The following is a 14,582-nucleotide window of genomic DNA, read 5'->3' as shown; positions in this document are numbered from 1 at the left end:
GGTGAAGCGGCTGGTGGGGGCGCTGCTGGGACCAGGGTACGGTTCCGGGGCCGCGGGCCTGTGCCAGGACCCTGGGCGCGCGCCGCTGCCGGGTGCCGTCCGGCCGCTGCGGGCCGGACAGCACCCGGGTACTACTTCTCCGTGACGCCGGCCGAGTCGAACGTCGCCACCTCGTGCATGGCGCGCGCCGCGCTCTGGACGATGGGGAGCGCGAGCAGCGCGCCCGTGCCCTCGCCCAGGCGGAGGTCGAGGTCGACCATCGGGCGCAGGCCCAGCTTGTTGAGCGCGGCCACATGGCCGGGCTCGGCGCTGCGGTGGCCCGCGATGCACGCGGCCAGCGCCTCGGGAGCGATGGCCCGGGCGACGAGGGCCGCCGCGCCGGTGCTGACGCCGTCGAGGACGACCGGCGTGCGCAACGAGGCACCACCGAGGATCAGGCCGACGAGTGCGCAGTGCTCCAGGCCGCCGACGGCGGAGAGCACCCCGATGGGGTCGTCGGGGTCGGGCTGGTGGAGGTCCAGCGCGCGGCGCACGACGTCGACCTTGCGGGCGTGCATCTCGTCGTTGATGCCGGTGCCGCGGCCGGTGATCTCCGCCGGGTCGGCACCCGTGTAGACGGCGATGAGGGCCGCCGACGCGGTGGTGTTGGCGATGCCCATCTCACCCGTCAGCAGGGCCTTGTTCCCGGCGGCCACCAGGTCGCGGGCGGTCTCGATGCCGACCTCGATCGCGGCGAGCACGTCCTCGCGGCTGAGCGCCGGGCCGGTGGTGAAGTCGGCCGTGCCGGGCCTGACCTTGCGCGGCAGCAGACCGGGTGTCGCGGGCAGGTCGGATGCCACACCGACGTCGATCACGCAGACCTCGGCGCCGACCTGGGAGGCGAAGGCGTTGCAGACAGCTCCGCCGCCGAGGAAGTTGGCGACCATCTGGCCGGTGACCTCCTGGGGCCAGGCGGTGACGCCCTGGGCGTGCACGCCGTGATCGCCCGCGAAGATCGCGACCGCCGCGGGCTCCGGGATCGGGGGCGGGCACATCCGGGACAGCCCGCTCAGCTGTGCGGAGATGATCTCCAGCATGCCGAGGGCGCCGGCCGGCTTGGTCATGCGCTTCTGGCGCTCCCATGCCTCGCCGAGCGCCTTGGCGTCCAGCGGCCGGATGTTGGTGACCGTCTCCTGCAGCAGGTCGTGCGGCTCCTCCCCGGGCAGCGCACGACGGCCGTAGGTCTCCTCGTGGACGACCCAGGCCAGCGGGCGGCGCTTGGACCAGCCCGCCTGCATCAGCTCAGGCTCCTCGGGGAATTCGTCGACGTAGCCGACGCAGAGGTAGGCGACCACTTCGAGGTGCTCGGGCAGACCGAGCGTGCGGACCATCTCGCGCTCGTCGAAGAAGGACACCCAGCCGACGCCGAGGCCCTCGGCGCGGGCGGCGAGCCACAGGTTCTCGACGGCGAGGGCCGAGGAGTAGGGCGCCATCTGCGGCTGGGTGTGACGGCCCAGCGTGTGGCGGCCGCCGCGCGTGGGGTCGGCGGTGACGACGATGTTCACCGGGGTGTCGAGGATGGCCTCGATCTTCAGTTCCTTGAACTGCTTGGCCCGGCCCTTGGGCAGCGACTTGGCGTACGCCTCACGCTGGCGCTGGGCCAGTTCGTGCATCGTGCGCCGGGTCTCGGCCGAGCGGATGACGACGAAGTCCCAGGGCTGGGAGTGGCCGACGCTCGGCGCGGTGTGCGCGGCTTCGAGGACGCGGAGGAGGACCTCGTGCGGGATGGGGTCGCTGCGGAAGCCGTTGCGGATGTCGCGGCGTTCGCGCATGACGCGCAGGACGGCCTCGCGCTCGGCGTCGTCGTAGCCGGGGGCGGGAGCGGTCGCCGGGCCGGTGGGCTCGGGGACGCCGCCGTCGGTTCCGGCGACGGCCGCGGGCTCGGCCGCCTCGACGTCCTCCTGCGCGGCGACCGGCTCGCCCGCCGGCTCCGGCTCCGCCTCGGGGGCCTCGGCCTCCGGGGCCGCCTGGACGACCGGCTCCGGTTCGACGACCGGCTCCGGTTGGGCGACGGGCACGGGCTCGGCGGCGGCAGGCGCCTCGGCCTGGGGCGCGGGCGCCTCCGCGGCGACCGGCTCGGCCTCCGGTGCGGCCTCCACGACGGCGGTCTCGGGCGCAGGGGTTTCGGCGGACTCCGCCACGGGCTCCTCCGACACGTGCTCCTCCGCGACGGCCTCACCCGACGCGGCAGCCTCTCCCGACGCCATGATGTCCGGCGCCGCGTCGGCGACCTCGGGCGCCGCCGGCTCTTCAGTGGTCTCCGCTGTCTGCCGCGGCTCGGAGCCGCCGGTCCGCGGGCCGGGCACGGTGGCCTCCTGCGCGGTCGCGTTCACGGCCTCCTCGGTGCTTCCCGGGGCCTCGGCGCCTGCGTCCGGCTGCACGGGGACCGCCGCCTCAGGGACGACCGTTTCTGCGGGTGCCGTCGGAGCAGGCTGCGCCTGATCCTGCGGCGGCTGCGGGTCCCAGGGGGCGCCCGCCTGGGGCGGGATGTCGCCGAGCTGCGGCCCCGGAAGATCGGCAGCGGGCTCCTCGCCTGGAACGTCGAGGTACTCCACGCCCGTTGCGGTGGGCTGCGCCTGGGCGGGCCGTACGACCATCGGGTGCGGCGGCGTCCCGGCGGGCCCGCGGTCGGCGAGCGAACGCACCACACCGCTGTGGGGCTCGGGCACCGGCGGCCCCATGTGGAGCGGACGGCGCGCGGGCGGCGGCGTCGGCATGGCGGAGGTGGCGGCGGCGGGCATCCTTACGGCTCCGAGGTCGATGGAACCCGAGTCCCGGCCCCCGGCCTCGTGGGCGCCGGTCTCGTGGGCGCCGGCCTCGTGGGCGGCCTGCTGCGCCGCCGCTGCCTCCGCCGTCGCGGCCGCGACGGCCTCCTCGGCCGGGGCGTCGACCATGACGGCGGCGTGCGCTTCGGCGGCGTCGGCGGGCATCGGCGCCGCGTCGGTCGGCGCCACACCGGGCACGACGGACATGGTGCCGTGGACCTGCGCCAACGGCTCTTGTGCCATGGCCTCCTGGGACTCCTGCGGGGAGGGGGCGCCGGGCTGCGGCACGGACTGGGCGTCGACCGCCTGGACATCCTGTGCGTGGGCGGCGTCCGGTGCGTGGGCGACCTGCGGCTGGACGGGCGCGGGCTGTTGTGCCTGCACCTCCTGGAACCCGGGCTCCTGCGGCAGCGGCATCCGCGCGTCGTGTTGCTGCGCCTCCTGCGCGTACATCCCGGCATCGGCCGCCGCCTGCGTCACCTCGACGAACTGCGGTGCGGCTACGGGCTCGGGCGCCGGTTCCTGAGGGAAGGACTGCGCCGCGTCGGCACCGTGCTGCACGGGCGCAGCGGCCGGGTACTCGTGCGTGCCGTACGCCGCCGCCTGGTAGTCCACCTGGTACTCGCCGCTTCCGTGATGCGGCGAGGCATCCTGAGGGGCCATCGGCTGAACGGAGACAGGTGCCGCCGCGTACTGATCGGCGGCGGGCGCTCCCTCCATGTGCGGTGCCTGCGCAGTCGGCGCCTGCGGAGAGTCGCTCCAGGCGCCCTGCGCCCCCGGCATCAGCAGGAGGTCGTCCTCTTCGGAAGCGTGCTCGGAGGGTTCGAGGTAGGTGTACGCGCCGGGGGCGGGGACGCCCGGCTGCTCCACCATGCCTGCGTTCTCCGGCAGCCCCTCGCCCGGGATCTGGCCGGTGTCGGTCATGCGTTCCCCTCGCCCATCGATTTGCTCCTTCGCCCATCGCCCGGGACGTCCGACCGGCACACCTGACGCCCGTGAACAACAACGAGCGTGTGCGCCGCGCGGCACGATCGACCCCGGACCCCAAGCATTGTCGCCGTCGTTCGCCACCGTGGCAGCAAGATCCGCCGCGGTCCGCTGTGGGCTGCGCCACGTCGCGCGACCCCCCGGTTCCGACGTACCACAAACAGGAGCCAAACTGACTCCTTTTTCCGGACATTGACGAAGGAATCGACGAACGCCCGGCTGCGGTACAACGATCGGCCAGCCTACCTCGCACCGTCCGCCGCGGAGGGTGTGGGCCTTGCTTCCCTGTGCGCGAGCGGGCCCCGTGGAGTGTCCGCACCGTACCGTCGTCCGCCCGCAGGGCGGGGTCGCGGCGTCCGGCGCCGGAGGCACCTCCCGTGCCGGAAGGCTAGGGGGAGATCACCAAGAGGCCCTCGTCGCTGAGCTACTCGGGGCTGTGGCCGACGCAGCGCGCGGGTGCACCCCCCGTGCCCGCAGGGCTACGAGGGTGGGGCCCCTCCCAGGCCGGAGGCCGTGGGGGAGCGTGCCGGGGCACGCGAGCCCGGCAAGGCCGAACGAGCAGCCCTAGCCCCGGGACTCCGTGTGGCGGCCGCAGAGGAGGAAGACGACGGTGCGTTCGCGTTCCGTCCAGTCGGTGGTGTCCAGTTCTACGGCCTGGAGCAGCGCGCATTCGACGTCGTAACCACCCGCCGCCAGGGCCGCCCCGATGGACTCCGCCTCGTCGCGAGTGGAGGCGTGGGTGACGATGCGCTGGGGCCGGCGGTCGGCGACCGCCGTGACGACGGGCACTCCCCCACCACCGATGCGTACGACGTCCGGTTCGGGCAGCCGTTCCAGGACGTGGGGGGCGCGGCCCTGGACGACCTGGAGCTGGACGCCGAGGCGTCGTGCCTCGCTCGCGCTGCGGCGGCAGGCGTCCGGGTCGGCGTCGACCGCGATGACCGCGGCTCCGAAGCGGGCGGCCTCCGCGGCGAGCGCGCCGCCGCCGGAGCCGATGTCCCAGACGAGGTCGCCGATGCGGGGGCCGAGGCGGGCCAGTTGGGCGGCGCGCAGTCCGGCGTACTCGCCCTCGCGGGCCGGCGGCGCCTGCGGGTCCGCGGGCGGCAGGGCCCAGCCGCGTAGCTCGGGCGGATAGCCCGGCTCCCGTCCGGCGATCCAGCCGGAGCGGTTGCCGGACACGGCGGTGAGACTGCCCGCCCCGCCGATGACGATGACGACGTTGGGGTCGCGCCAAACGTGGTCGGCGACCTTGTCGGAGGTGAGGACGGTGACCTGTTCGCGGGCGGTGCCCTGCTCCTCGCAGATGACGAAGGTGCGGTGCACCCCGTCGAGGAGGAGCGCGAGCTCTGCCGGGCCGGCGCCAGGGGAGGTGAGGACGGCGACCTTGGTATGCGCCCGGCACACGTTGACGGCGCGGCGCAGCGTCCGACGGTGGGCGACGACGATCTGGGCGTCGTCCCAGGGCATGCCGGCCCGGGCGAAGGCGGTGGCGACGGACGAGACGGCGGGGACGACCTCGACCTCCAGGCCGTGTTCCGGCGCGCGCAGGGTGCGTACGACGCCGAAGAAGCCGGGGTCGCCGTCGGCGAGGACGACGGCGCTGCCGCGGTGGCTCGCGATGCGCCGGGCGGCCAGATCGACGCTGCCGAGGCGGATGCGTTCGGCGCGGGGCGGGACTTCGGGCAGGACCAGGTGGTGGGCGGCGCCGGCGACCAGGGTCGCGGCCGACAGCGCTGACCTGGCCGCCTGGGTGAGCGGCGAACCGTCCCAGCCGATCACCGTGACCCGGTCGGCCATCTCGTCAGTCTCCTGGATTTGTTGCAGGTCGGGGCCGTTTCGCGCGATGCGCGTCGCCTCGTGAGCGTACCTGGAAGGGTTCAGGGGGTGAGGGTGTGCCCCCATGGCGGTGGGCGGGTGTACCGGGTCCGCGCCGGAGGCGGGAGGTCAGTTCCAGTCGGTGTAGGAGGCGTAGCCGGCCTCCGCCAGACGGTCGGCCTCCAGGTCCTCGGGAAGCAGGCTCCACACGATCAGGTCGGTGCGGATGTCGGTCCAGCCGCCGTCCTCGGTCTGGCTGCGCGCTATCCAGGCGTTGCGCAGGACGCCTTCGCTGATGCAGCCGATCTTCTGGGCGACCTGCTGGGAAGCGGTGTTGTCGGCGGCGGTGCGCAGCTCCAGGCGCTCGAACTTCTGGTTGCGGAACAGCCACAGGGCGACCGCGAGGACCGATTCGGTGGCGTAGCCCTCGCCGCGTGCCCAGGGCGCGGTGACATAGGCGACCTCGGTGGCGAGCGTCCGCCAGTTGGTGTTCTGCAGGTGGACGGTGCCGACGAGCCGCTGGGTGAGGAACTCGGTGACGGCGAGGACGATGCCGCGGCCCGTCGTGCGCTCCGCAGGAGCGATCCTGCGGACCCATTCCTCGGCGTCCCGTGTTGTGTAGGGGTGCGGTACCGACGTCCAGGCCGTGGTCAGCTCGTCGTTCATCATCTCGGTGAACGCCGCGATGTCGGCGTCCTCCAAGGGACGCAGCACCAACCGCTCCGTGCTGATGGACACGTCCGGGAAGGTGTGAGTCATGCACTGCTCCATGCCGGGACCGTCGAAAGGGTCGTTGCCGTGTGGGCGTCGTAGCCGTAAAGGCACAGCATGCAACATCGGCTGTCGGCTGTGCATGGGAGGGTGGCAGGTACGACGCGGCCCCGCGCACCTTGGTGGGTGCCCGGGGCCGGCGTCAAGTGGCCTCGCTTCGCGACTACTTGGCCGCGCCGAAGGCGGAGACGACGGAGCCCTGGTACGTGTCCTCGATGAACTTCTTCACCTCGGGCGAGTTCAGGAGCTTCGCGAGCTTCTGTACGCGCGGGTCGTCCTGGTTGCCGTCCTTGACGGCGAGGAAGTTGGCGTACGGGTTGTCCTCGGCCTTCTCCAGCACCAGGGAGTCCGAGGCGGGCTTGAGGTCCGCCTCGATGGCGTAGTTGCCGTTGATGACGGCGGCGTCGACGTCGTTCAGGGCGCGGGGCAGCGTGGCGGCCTCCAGCTCCTTGAACTTCAGGCCCTTGGCGTCCTCGATGTCGGAGAGCTTGGCATCGGAGCCGGCGCCGTCCTTGAGGGTGATCAGACCGTTGCCGGCGAGCAGCGCCAGCGCGCGGCCCTCGTTGGTCGTGTCGTTGGGGACGGCGATGGTCTGGCCGGCCTTGATGTCCTTGATGTCCTTGGCCTTCTTGGAGTAGAGGCCGAGGGGCTCGAGGTGGACGTCGACGACCGGGACGATGGTCGTCTTGTTCTTCTTGTTGAAGTCGTCCAGGTACGGCTTGTGCTGGAAGTAGTTGGCGTCGACCTGGCCCTGCTGGGTGGCGGTGTTCGGCAGGACGTAGTCCGTGAACTCCTTGACCTCCAGCTTCAGGCCCGCCTCGGCCGCCAGCTTGTCCTTGACGTAGTTCAGGATGTCGGCGTGCGGCGTCGGGGATGCGGCGACGACGAGCGCCTTGGACGCGTCGCCCTTGGCGCCGGAGTCGCTCTGGACGCCGGGGTCGGAGGCCGTGCCGCAGGCGGTCAGGCCGAGGGCGAGAGCGGCGATGGCGGCGGCAGCCGCGGTGAGCTTGATGTTCTTGCGCACGAAAAGTGCCTCTTTCTCATGGGTGGAACAACGCCCGGACAAGGAGTGCGGGCTGTTGGGGGGCGGGCTGTTGGGGGCGGACGGTCCGCGGGTCAGCTCGCGGCGCGTCCGCGGCGGGCCAGCAGCCGTACGGCTCCGTCGCCGACGAGCTGCACGACGGTCACGATCGCGATCAGGATCACGACGGTGATGAGCATGAACTGCGTCTCGAAGCGCTGGAATCCGTAGGTGACGGCCTTGGAGCCGAGGCCTTCGCCACCCACCGCTCCGGCCATCGCCGAGTAGCCGACGAGGACGATCACGGTGGTGGTGACGGCCGAGACGAGCGAGGGAAGGGCCTGCGGGAGCAGCACCTTGCGGACGATGGTGGGGATCGAGCCGCCCATGGACTGGACGGCCTCGACGAGCCCGTGGTCGACCTCGCGGATCGCCGTCTCGACGAGCCGGGCGAAGAAGGGGATGGCGCCGACGGCGAGCGGCACGATCATCGCGGTGGGGCCGATGAAGGTGCCGACGACGAGGGTGGTGAAGGGGATCAGCGCGATAAGCAGGATGATGAACGGCAGGGAGCGGCCGATGTTCACGATCACCCCGACGGCCTTGTTCACCGGGGTGTTCTGCAGCAGGCCGCCCTTGTCGGTGAGGACGAGGAGCACACCGAGCGGGAGTCCGCCGGCGACGGTGACGAGGGTGGCCCACAGCACCATGTAGAGGGTGTCGAGCGTGCCCTGGGTGAGCAGGGGCTGCATCTCGGACCAGGTCACTTCGCGACCTCCTCGACGAGCGCGGCGCCCTGCGCGGGAACGGCGGCGAGGGCGGCGAGCTCGACGACGTCGACCTGGAGGCCCTGCTCGCGCAGGAAGCCGACGGGGACGACGTTCTCCTCGTAGCGTCCGGGGAGTTCGATGCGCATGCGGCCGATCTGCTTGCCGCCGACGGTGTCCATCGCGGCGCCCAGGATGGAGATGTCGACGTTGTACGTCCGGGAGAGCTGGGAGATCACCGGCTGGGTGGCTGCCTCGCCATGGAAGGTGACGTCGACGACGGTGCGGTCGGGGGCGGACGCCTCGCCGCTCACCGGGAACAGTTCCTGGGCGAGCTCGGAGCCGGGGGTCGCGAGCAGTTCGCTCACCGTGCCGGATTCGATGATCTTCCCCTTCTTCATCAGGGCGGCGGAGTCGCAGATGGTCTTGACGACGTCCATCTCGTGGGTGATGAGCAGCACCGTCAGTCCGAGTTGCCGGTTGAGGTCACGCAGCAGCTGGAGGATCGACCGGGTGGTCTCGGGGTCGAGGGCGCTGGTCGCCTCGTCGGACAGCAGCACCTTGGGGTCGCCGGCGAGGGCGCGGGCGATGCCGACGCGCTGCTTCTGTCCGCCGGAGAGCTGGGCGGGGTACGCCTTGGCCTTGTCGGCGAGGCCGACGAGGTCGAGGAGTTCGAGCGCCTTGCGGGAGCGCTCGGCGCCGGTGACACCGAGGATCTCCAGGGGCAGTTCGACGTTGTCCTTGACGGTGCGCGAGGACAGCAGGTTGAAGTGCTGGAAGACCATGCCGATGCGGCTGCGGGCCTCGCGCAGTTCCTTCGACGCGCGCCGGCCGCGGCCGGCGAGTGCGGTGAGGTCCTGGCCGGCGACGGTCACGGTGCCGGAGGTGGGGCGCTCGAGGAGGTTGACGCAGCGGATGAGCGAGGACTTTCCGGCGCCGCTGCGGCCGATGACTCCGTAGACCTCGCCCTCGCGGACGTGCAGGTCGACGCCGTCCAGAGCGGTGACTTCGCGGCCTCGCGATGAGTAGACCTTGGTCAGGCCCGTAGTGGTGATCACAGGGTTTCCGTCACTGTCGAGTGCACGGCGCGGTGTCCGCCGGGCACGGGGCATTCGGTTCAGACAGTCCTCTGCGGCACGGCATCCGCGGCTTGTGGCCGGGGGGCGTGCGCGGGGCAGGCTCGGTCCGGGAGTCCTCCGTGGCTGCGGGGACGATCGGACGCGGCGCGGCTGTCGGCCTCGCTTCGGGGCGCGAGGCGGCTCAGGCAGGGACCCTCAGAAGGCGCACATTCGACGCATACAACGAGCACCGGGCGTCGTGATCGCCTCGGTCGCAAGGGTGCGGCTGCTCGTCGTGGTCATGGTGGGAAGTAAAACAGACAGCCCGGTGCGCACATCCAGGGCGTCCGCTATACGGACACTCCTGGCACACCATACGGACACTCAGCCGCCTGCGGTGACCGTCAGCCCGTACGCAGTCACCTGCACGGACACGTCCGCCAGGTCGCTGACGACCACATCGGCGTCCAGCTCGCCGGGACGGTGCGTTGTGGTCAAGGCCACGGTGCGCATGCCGGCGGCGCGTGCGGAGGCCAGCCCGGCCGGGGCGTCCTCGAAGACGACGCAGCGCGCCGGGTCCACGCCGAGGAGGCGGGCCGCGAGCAGGTACGGCTCGGGGTCCGGCTTGCCCCGGGTGATGTCGTCGGCGGCGACGGTCGTCTTGGGCCGGATCCCCACCTCTTCCAGCCGAGCCTCGGCGAGCCGCCGGGTGGCCGAGGTGACCACGGCCCACCGCTCGGGCGGCAGCTGGGCGAGGAGTGCCTGCGTGCCGGGCAGCGCCACCACGGACCCGGCCACGTCCTCGACCTCCAGGGTCTCGATGCGGGCGACCGCCTCGGGCACCACATCGGCGGGCAGCAGATCGGCGGCTATCTCGGCTGCGGGCCGGCCGTGCAGCTCGACGCGGGCGAAGTCCTCCCTCGTGATTCCGTACTCGCGCGCCCACTTCGCCCAGCAGCGGTCGACCGACTCCAGGGAGGAGACGAGGGTTCCGTCGTTGTCGAACAGCAGGGCTTCGGCGTGGATCTCCATGGCGACGACCCTAAGCACCGATCGCAACGCCCCTCGGAGCGGGGTCGAGCGCATCGCGCCCCTCGGGCCGTAATACGCTCGAGCCCATGCTCGACGCCCTGACGGTCGCGGTCGCCGTGACCGCGCTCGCCCTTGCCTCATGGTGCGGCTTCGCCGCGTACCGCGATCAGCCGACCAAGGACTGGCACTTCATCGGCATGGCCGTGGTGTCGGTCCTTGCGCTGGCCCAGCTGGTCGTCGGGATCGTGCAGCTGGCCCGGGGCGAAAAGGCCGACGAGGGCACGGCGATCTTCCTGGCGTATCTGATCGGCTCCGCCCTCGCGGTGCCCGCCGCCGGGTTCCTGTCACTGGGGGAGCGCACCCGCTGGGGCTCGGCGACCGTGGCGGCAGGGGCCGTTGTGCTCGCGGTCCTCGAAGTACGGCTCCACGACATCTGGGGAGGCTGACGATGGCCGGGCCCACGACGGGAACAGGACCGGGGACGGGGCGGACCCGGCTGGTGCAGGGCCCGGGGCTGCTGCTGGTCTGGCTGTACGGAGTGATGTCGGTCGGCGCCGTGTCGCGCTCCGTCTACCAGATCCTCACCGACTTCGGCAGTGCCCCGCTCGCGCATGTGCTCTCCGCCGTGGCCGCCGTGGTGTACGCGTTCATCACGTACACCCTGGTGCGCGGGGGCGAGACGGCCCGCAGGGCGGCGCTGGTGTGCTGCGCCGCCGAGCTCGCGGGCGTACTGATCGTGGGCACCTGGACGCTGGTGGAACCGTCCGCCTTCCCCGACTCGACGGTGTGGTCGGAATACGGGATGGGCTACCTCTTCATCCCGGTGCTGCTGCCGGTGACCGGAATGCTCTGGCTGCGCCGGGCGCGCGGCCGGGACGCGAGCGCCTAGGCGCTCGCGTCGCAGGCCCGGGGCTAGGCGCTCGCCGCGTAAGCCCGCGGCACCGGTTCCTTCTCCAGGATGACCAGCGTCAGGCGCGGGCCGACCTGCTCGCTGGAGACCGGCACGTACCCCCGGCTGCGGTAGAGGCGGAGATTGCTCTCGCTGCGGTGACCGGTGAAGAGCTGGAACCGCTTGATGTGCGGGTCCCCGGCGAAACGGGCCTCGATCGCGTCGAGCAGCCGGCCGCCGAGGCCGTGGCGCTGCATCCGCGGGTGCACGATGAGCTTCGCGATCCTGGCGGTGCCGCTCGCGTCGACCCGGCCCCGCACGGAGGCGACCACCTCGTCGCCGAGCCTCGCCACCAGCGCGTGGCCCTGGGAGATCTCGTCCGAGAGGTCGGCCAGGGTCTGCGTCAGGGGCTCGATCCCGTAGTCGCCGTAGAGCTCGGCCTCGGTCTGGTAGCACAGGTACTGCAGTTTGAGGATGTGTTCCGCATCGTCCTCGGCCGCCGCTGAGATGGTCACACTCATGCCCATGTGCGCATGCCTCCCGCTCACCTGTCCGCCGGTTGTCTACCGCTCCTTTCCCCGATGTTCAGGAGCTGCAACCTCTGCCGCGAGCATTCTGCGCAGACATCCCAGGCAACGGGAACGCATCGGCCCCAGACTCCCCTGTGAGATACCCAACGTCCCTGCGATTTCCCGGTAGGTGGGGTCCTTCGGGGACAACATCGCAGTCAGCAGCCGGGGACAATTGCCGGGGGTGCGGGCGACGGCGGCGCGCAGCACGCGGCGGCGTTCGGACCGCAGGGCGGCGCGCTCGGGACCGCCGGAGGTGTCGGCGGCGGGGCCGTCGGCGGGCTCGTGACGGTACGGCAGTTCGCGGGCGGCCGTACGGCGGGCACGGCGCGCCTCGGCGCGTACCGCCGCCTTGACCCAGCGTGCGGCGTCCGGCGGCGGGCCGTCGTCGTCGAGCCGCTCCAGCAGTCGTACCCAGACGGCCTGTTCGAGATCGCCGGCCTCCAGAGCGGTGCCGGGCGCCTCCGCGGTGGCCTCGGCGCTGACCAGCGGGCCGAGGAGGCTGACGACATGGGCGGGAGTTTCGTCGAGAACGGTCATGCCTCGCCTGACGTACGGCCGCGGGCCTGCGGTTTCGTCGGGCGGGCGGCATCACCCGTACGAGGCGGCCCTCCGCGGCCGAAACCGCCCATGACGGGGGACGGGGCGTCAACCGGCGAGGCAGTAGTTCAGCGGGGCCGGGCGCTCGTCCGGGGCGGGCCGGGTCGGCGGGGCCGGGCGTGACGTGGCCGGGCCCCGCCGCCGGGGGCGCGTCCGCGGCGTCAGGCGCGGAAGTCCGCCACCGCGAGCAGGCCCGTGTCCGGGTTGTCGGTGAATATGCCGTCGATCCCGGTCGCCAGATACGCCTTGTACGCGCCGAAGACGTCCCCGTAGGCGTTGGGGTCGGTGCCGCGGCGGAAGTCGGCGGGCAGGAAGGTGTTCTCGTTGCGCATCGTGTAGGGGTGGACGACCAGGCCCTTGGCGTGGGCGTCGCGCACCAGCGTCGTGGCCTTCGTGAGGCGGCCGTCGGCGTCCCTGGGGATGACCAGGTCGAGCAACGGGCCGATGCCCTGCGCGAATCGGGCTATCCACGCCAGTCCTCCGGGCGTGACCAGGTCGGCGACGGTGCGCGGGTCGCCGGCCTCGCGGAAGTCCCAGGGGCGGTCGTCGGGCGTCCACAGCAGGACGACGCGCGGCGTGCCGACGAGTCGCGACATGCGCTCCATGCTGGTCGGCTCGAAGGACTGCAGGAACGTCGGCGAGTTCGCGCGGTGGCGCCCATAGCGCCGCAGCAGCTTGGCCAGACGCTCCTCCAGGCCGAGTCCGATGCTCCGGAAGTAGGTGGGGTGCTTGGTCTCGACATGCAACCACACCGGGCGGCCGCGGCGGCGGCCCTCGTCCTCGGCCCAGCGCAGCACCTCCTCGAACGTGGGCACGCTCCAGCGGCCGTCGTAGAGGGTGTTCTCCTGGCGTGTGCCGGGAATGCGCTCCTTGGCGCGCAGCGTCTTCAGCTCGGCGAGCGTGAAGTCCTCGGTGAACCAGCCGGTGATGCTGACGCCGTCGACCGACTTGGTGGCCTTGCGGGAGGAGAACTCGGGGTGCTCGGCGACATCCGTGGTGCCGGTGATGTCGTTCTCGTGACGGCATACGAGATGGCCGTCCTTGGTGGGCACCAGGTCCTGCTCGATGACATGCGCACCCATGTCGAGTGCCAACTGGTACGCCCCGAGGGTGTGCTCGGGCCGGTAGCCGCTGGCGCCCCGGTGTGCGATCACGGCGGGCACGGGCAGCCCCTCGTACGACGGCCCGCCGCGATGCTCGCCCGCCTGCGCTGCCCCCGCACCCGCGCCGGCGCCGAGAGCGGCCGTACCCAGAACAGCGGCCCCCAGCACGGTCCGGCGCGCCGGACTGCTGCTCGTACCCTGTGTCATGAAACGTTCCTCCATGTGATGTCCCGCACCTGTCGAGCGTCGCCCGATGGTAGGCAGCAACGTCTTAACGGCGGCAGACCCTGGGCGAACACAGTGAAAACACGTGTCAACACTGCATATCTCCACCGTGAACCCGATGTGCGATCGGGCAGGACGCGCGAGTATGGTCCTCACCTGCACAGACTCGCGCCCCACAGACACACGCAGACACGTACAGACAGACCCACGCACAGACTGCGCCGGCCATCACCGTCCCGTCCCATGACACCGGAGGACCCGTTGTCCCGCTTGACGCTCATCAAGGCAGTGCTCGGGCCGTTCCTGCGCCTGATGTTCCGCCCCCGTGTGGAAGGCGCCGAGAACATCCCCGGGACGGGGCCGGTGATCCTCGCCGGGAACCACCTCACGTTCATCGACTCGATGGTCCTCCCGCTGGTGACCGACCGCCCGGTGTTCTTCATCGGAAAGGACGAGTACGTCACGGGCAAGGGCCTCAAGGGCCGTGCGATGGCGTGGTTCTTCACCGGCGTCGGCATGATCCCGGTCGACCGCGACGGCGCCAACGGCGGTGTGGCCGCGCTGATGACGGGCCGCCGGGTGCTGGAGGAGGGCAAGGTCTTCGGCATCTACCCCGAAGGCACCCGCTCCCCCGACGGGCGTCTGTACCGGGGGCGTACGGGCATCGCGCGTCTGACGCTGATGACCGGCGCGCCGGTCGTCCCCTTCGCGATGATCGGCACGGACAAGCTCCAGCCGGGCGGCGCGGGCCTGCCGCGCCCTGGCCGGGTGACGGTCCGTTTCGGCGATCCCATGGAGTTCTCCCGATACGAGGGCATGGACCGCGACCGCTATGTGCTGCGGGCGGTCACCGACTCGGTGATGACGGAGGTCATGCGGCTGTCGGGCCAGGAGTACGTGGACATGTACGCCACGAAGGCGAAGGCGGCGTAGGGCGCCGC

13 protein-coding genes are annotated in these 14,582 nt (G+C 71.9%); 3 read left to right on the top strand and 10 right to left on the bottom strand.

All coding sequences use genetic code 11. The features are described 5' to 3' along the window. Nucleotides 1–131: 131 nt before the first annotated feature. The 7 genes from cobT to J7E88_RS20105 form a co-directional block, all read right to left on the bottom strand. Nucleotides 132–3,728 (bottom strand): nicotinate-nucleotide--dimethylbenzimidazole phosphoribosyltransferase, encoded by a 3,597-nt coding sequence (gene cobT, locus J7E88_RS20135; protein WP_215183018.1) that lies wholly within the window; start codon nt 3,726–3,728, stop codon nt 132–134. A 627-nt stretch (nt 3,729–4,355) separates the two neighbouring features. Then, complete coding sequence (gene cbiE, locus J7E88_RS20130; protein WP_215183016.1) at nt 4,356–5,588, bottom strand: precorrin-6y C5,15-methyltransferase (decarboxylating) subunit CbiE; 1,233 nt, start codon at nt 5,586–5,588, stop codon at nt 4,356–4,358. Nucleotides 5,589–5,735: 147 nt separating this feature from the next. Then, the gene (locus J7E88_RS20125; RefSeq protein ID WP_215183014.1) at nt 5,736–6,365 is read right to left on the bottom strand and encodes a GNAT family N-acetyltransferase; all 630 of its coding nucleotides are present in this window, start codon (nt 6,363–6,365) and stop codon (nt 5,736–5,738) included. A gap of 175 nt (nt 6,366–6,540) precedes the next feature. Then, nucleotides 6,541–7,401 (bottom strand): MetQ/NlpA family ABC transporter substrate-binding protein, encoded by an 861-nt coding sequence (locus J7E88_RS20120; RefSeq protein WP_215183012.1) that lies wholly within the window; start codon nt 7,399–7,401, stop codon nt 6,541–6,543. 92 nt (nt 7,402–7,493) lie between these two features. After that, a complete protein-coding gene (locus tag J7E88_RS20115; protein WP_215183010.1) occupies nt 7,494–8,165 on the bottom strand; it encodes a methionine ABC transporter permease in 672 nt (223 codons plus the stop codon). Continuing rightward, nucleotides 8,162–9,223: a methionine ABC transporter ATP-binding protein gene (locus tag J7E88_RS20110; protein WP_215183008.1), complete on the bottom strand. Its 1,062-nt coding sequence runs from the start codon at nt 9,221–9,223 to the stop codon at nt 8,162–8,164. The genes J7E88_RS20115 and J7E88_RS20110 overlap by 4 nt, the downstream gene beginning before the upstream one ends. A 384-nt stretch (nt 9,224–9,607) precedes the next feature. Beyond that, nucleotides 9,608–10,255: an HAD family hydrolase gene (locus J7E88_RS20105; RefSeq protein WP_215183006.1), complete on the bottom strand. Its 648-nt coding sequence runs from the start codon at nt 10,253–10,255 to the stop codon at nt 9,608–9,610. 86 nt (nt 10,256–10,341) lie between these two features. Between J7E88_RS20105 and J7E88_RS20100 the strand changes: the two genes are divergently transcribed. Beyond that, nucleotides 10,342–10,701: a hypothetical protein gene (locus J7E88_RS20100; protein ID WP_215183005.1), complete on the top strand. Its 360-nt coding sequence runs from the start codon at nt 10,342–10,344 to the stop codon at nt 10,699–10,701. Nucleotides 10,702–10,703: 2 nt separating this feature from the next. Continuing rightward, a complete protein-coding gene (locus J7E88_RS20095) occupies nt 10,704–11,144 on the top strand; it encodes a hypothetical protein (protein WP_215183003.1) in 441 nt (146 codons plus the stop codon). A gap of 23 nt (nt 11,145–11,167) precedes the next feature. Here the strand turns inward: J7E88_RS20095 and J7E88_RS20090 are convergent, their stop codons facing one another. The 3 genes from J7E88_RS20090 to J7E88_RS20080 all read right to left on the bottom strand — a co-directional run bounded on the left by J7E88_RS20090 (nt 11,168) and on the right by J7E88_RS20080 (nt 13,623). Beyond that, on the bottom strand, nt 11,168–11,671 hold the full coding sequence (locus tag J7E88_RS20090) for a GNAT family N-acetyltransferase (RefSeq protein WP_215183001.1): 504 nt from the start codon (nt 11,669–11,671) through the stop codon (nt 11,168–11,170). A 36-nt stretch (nt 11,672–11,707) separates the two neighbouring features. After that, nucleotides 11,708–12,253 (bottom strand): sigma-70 family RNA polymerase sigma factor, encoded by a 546-nt coding sequence (locus J7E88_RS20085; protein ID WP_215182999.1) that lies wholly within the window; start codon nt 12,251–12,253, stop codon nt 11,708–11,710. Between the two features lie 221 nt (nt 12,254–12,474). Continuing rightward, nucleotides 12,475–13,623: a glycerophosphodiester phosphodiesterase gene (locus tag J7E88_RS20080; protein ID WP_215182997.1), complete on the bottom strand. Its 1,149-nt coding sequence runs from the start codon at nt 13,621–13,623 to the stop codon at nt 12,475–12,477. Nucleotides 13,624–13,884: 261 nt separating this feature from the next. Between J7E88_RS20080 and J7E88_RS20075 the strand changes: the two genes are divergently transcribed. Further along, complete coding sequence (locus tag J7E88_RS20075) at nt 13,885–14,574, top strand: 1-acyl-sn-glycerol-3-phosphate acyltransferase (protein WP_215182995.1); 690 nt, start codon at nt 13,885–13,887, stop codon at nt 14,572–14,574. Nucleotides 14,575–14,582 lie beyond the last annotated feature (8 nt).

This window comes from Streptomyces sp. ISL-10 (assembly GCF_018614575.1).
GTDB lineage: Bacteria > Actinomycetota > Actinomycetes > Streptomycetales > Streptomycetaceae > Streptomyces.
The sequence above is the reverse complement of the archived record's forward strand: the minus strand, read 5'-3'. Positions and strand labels throughout refer to the sequence as shown.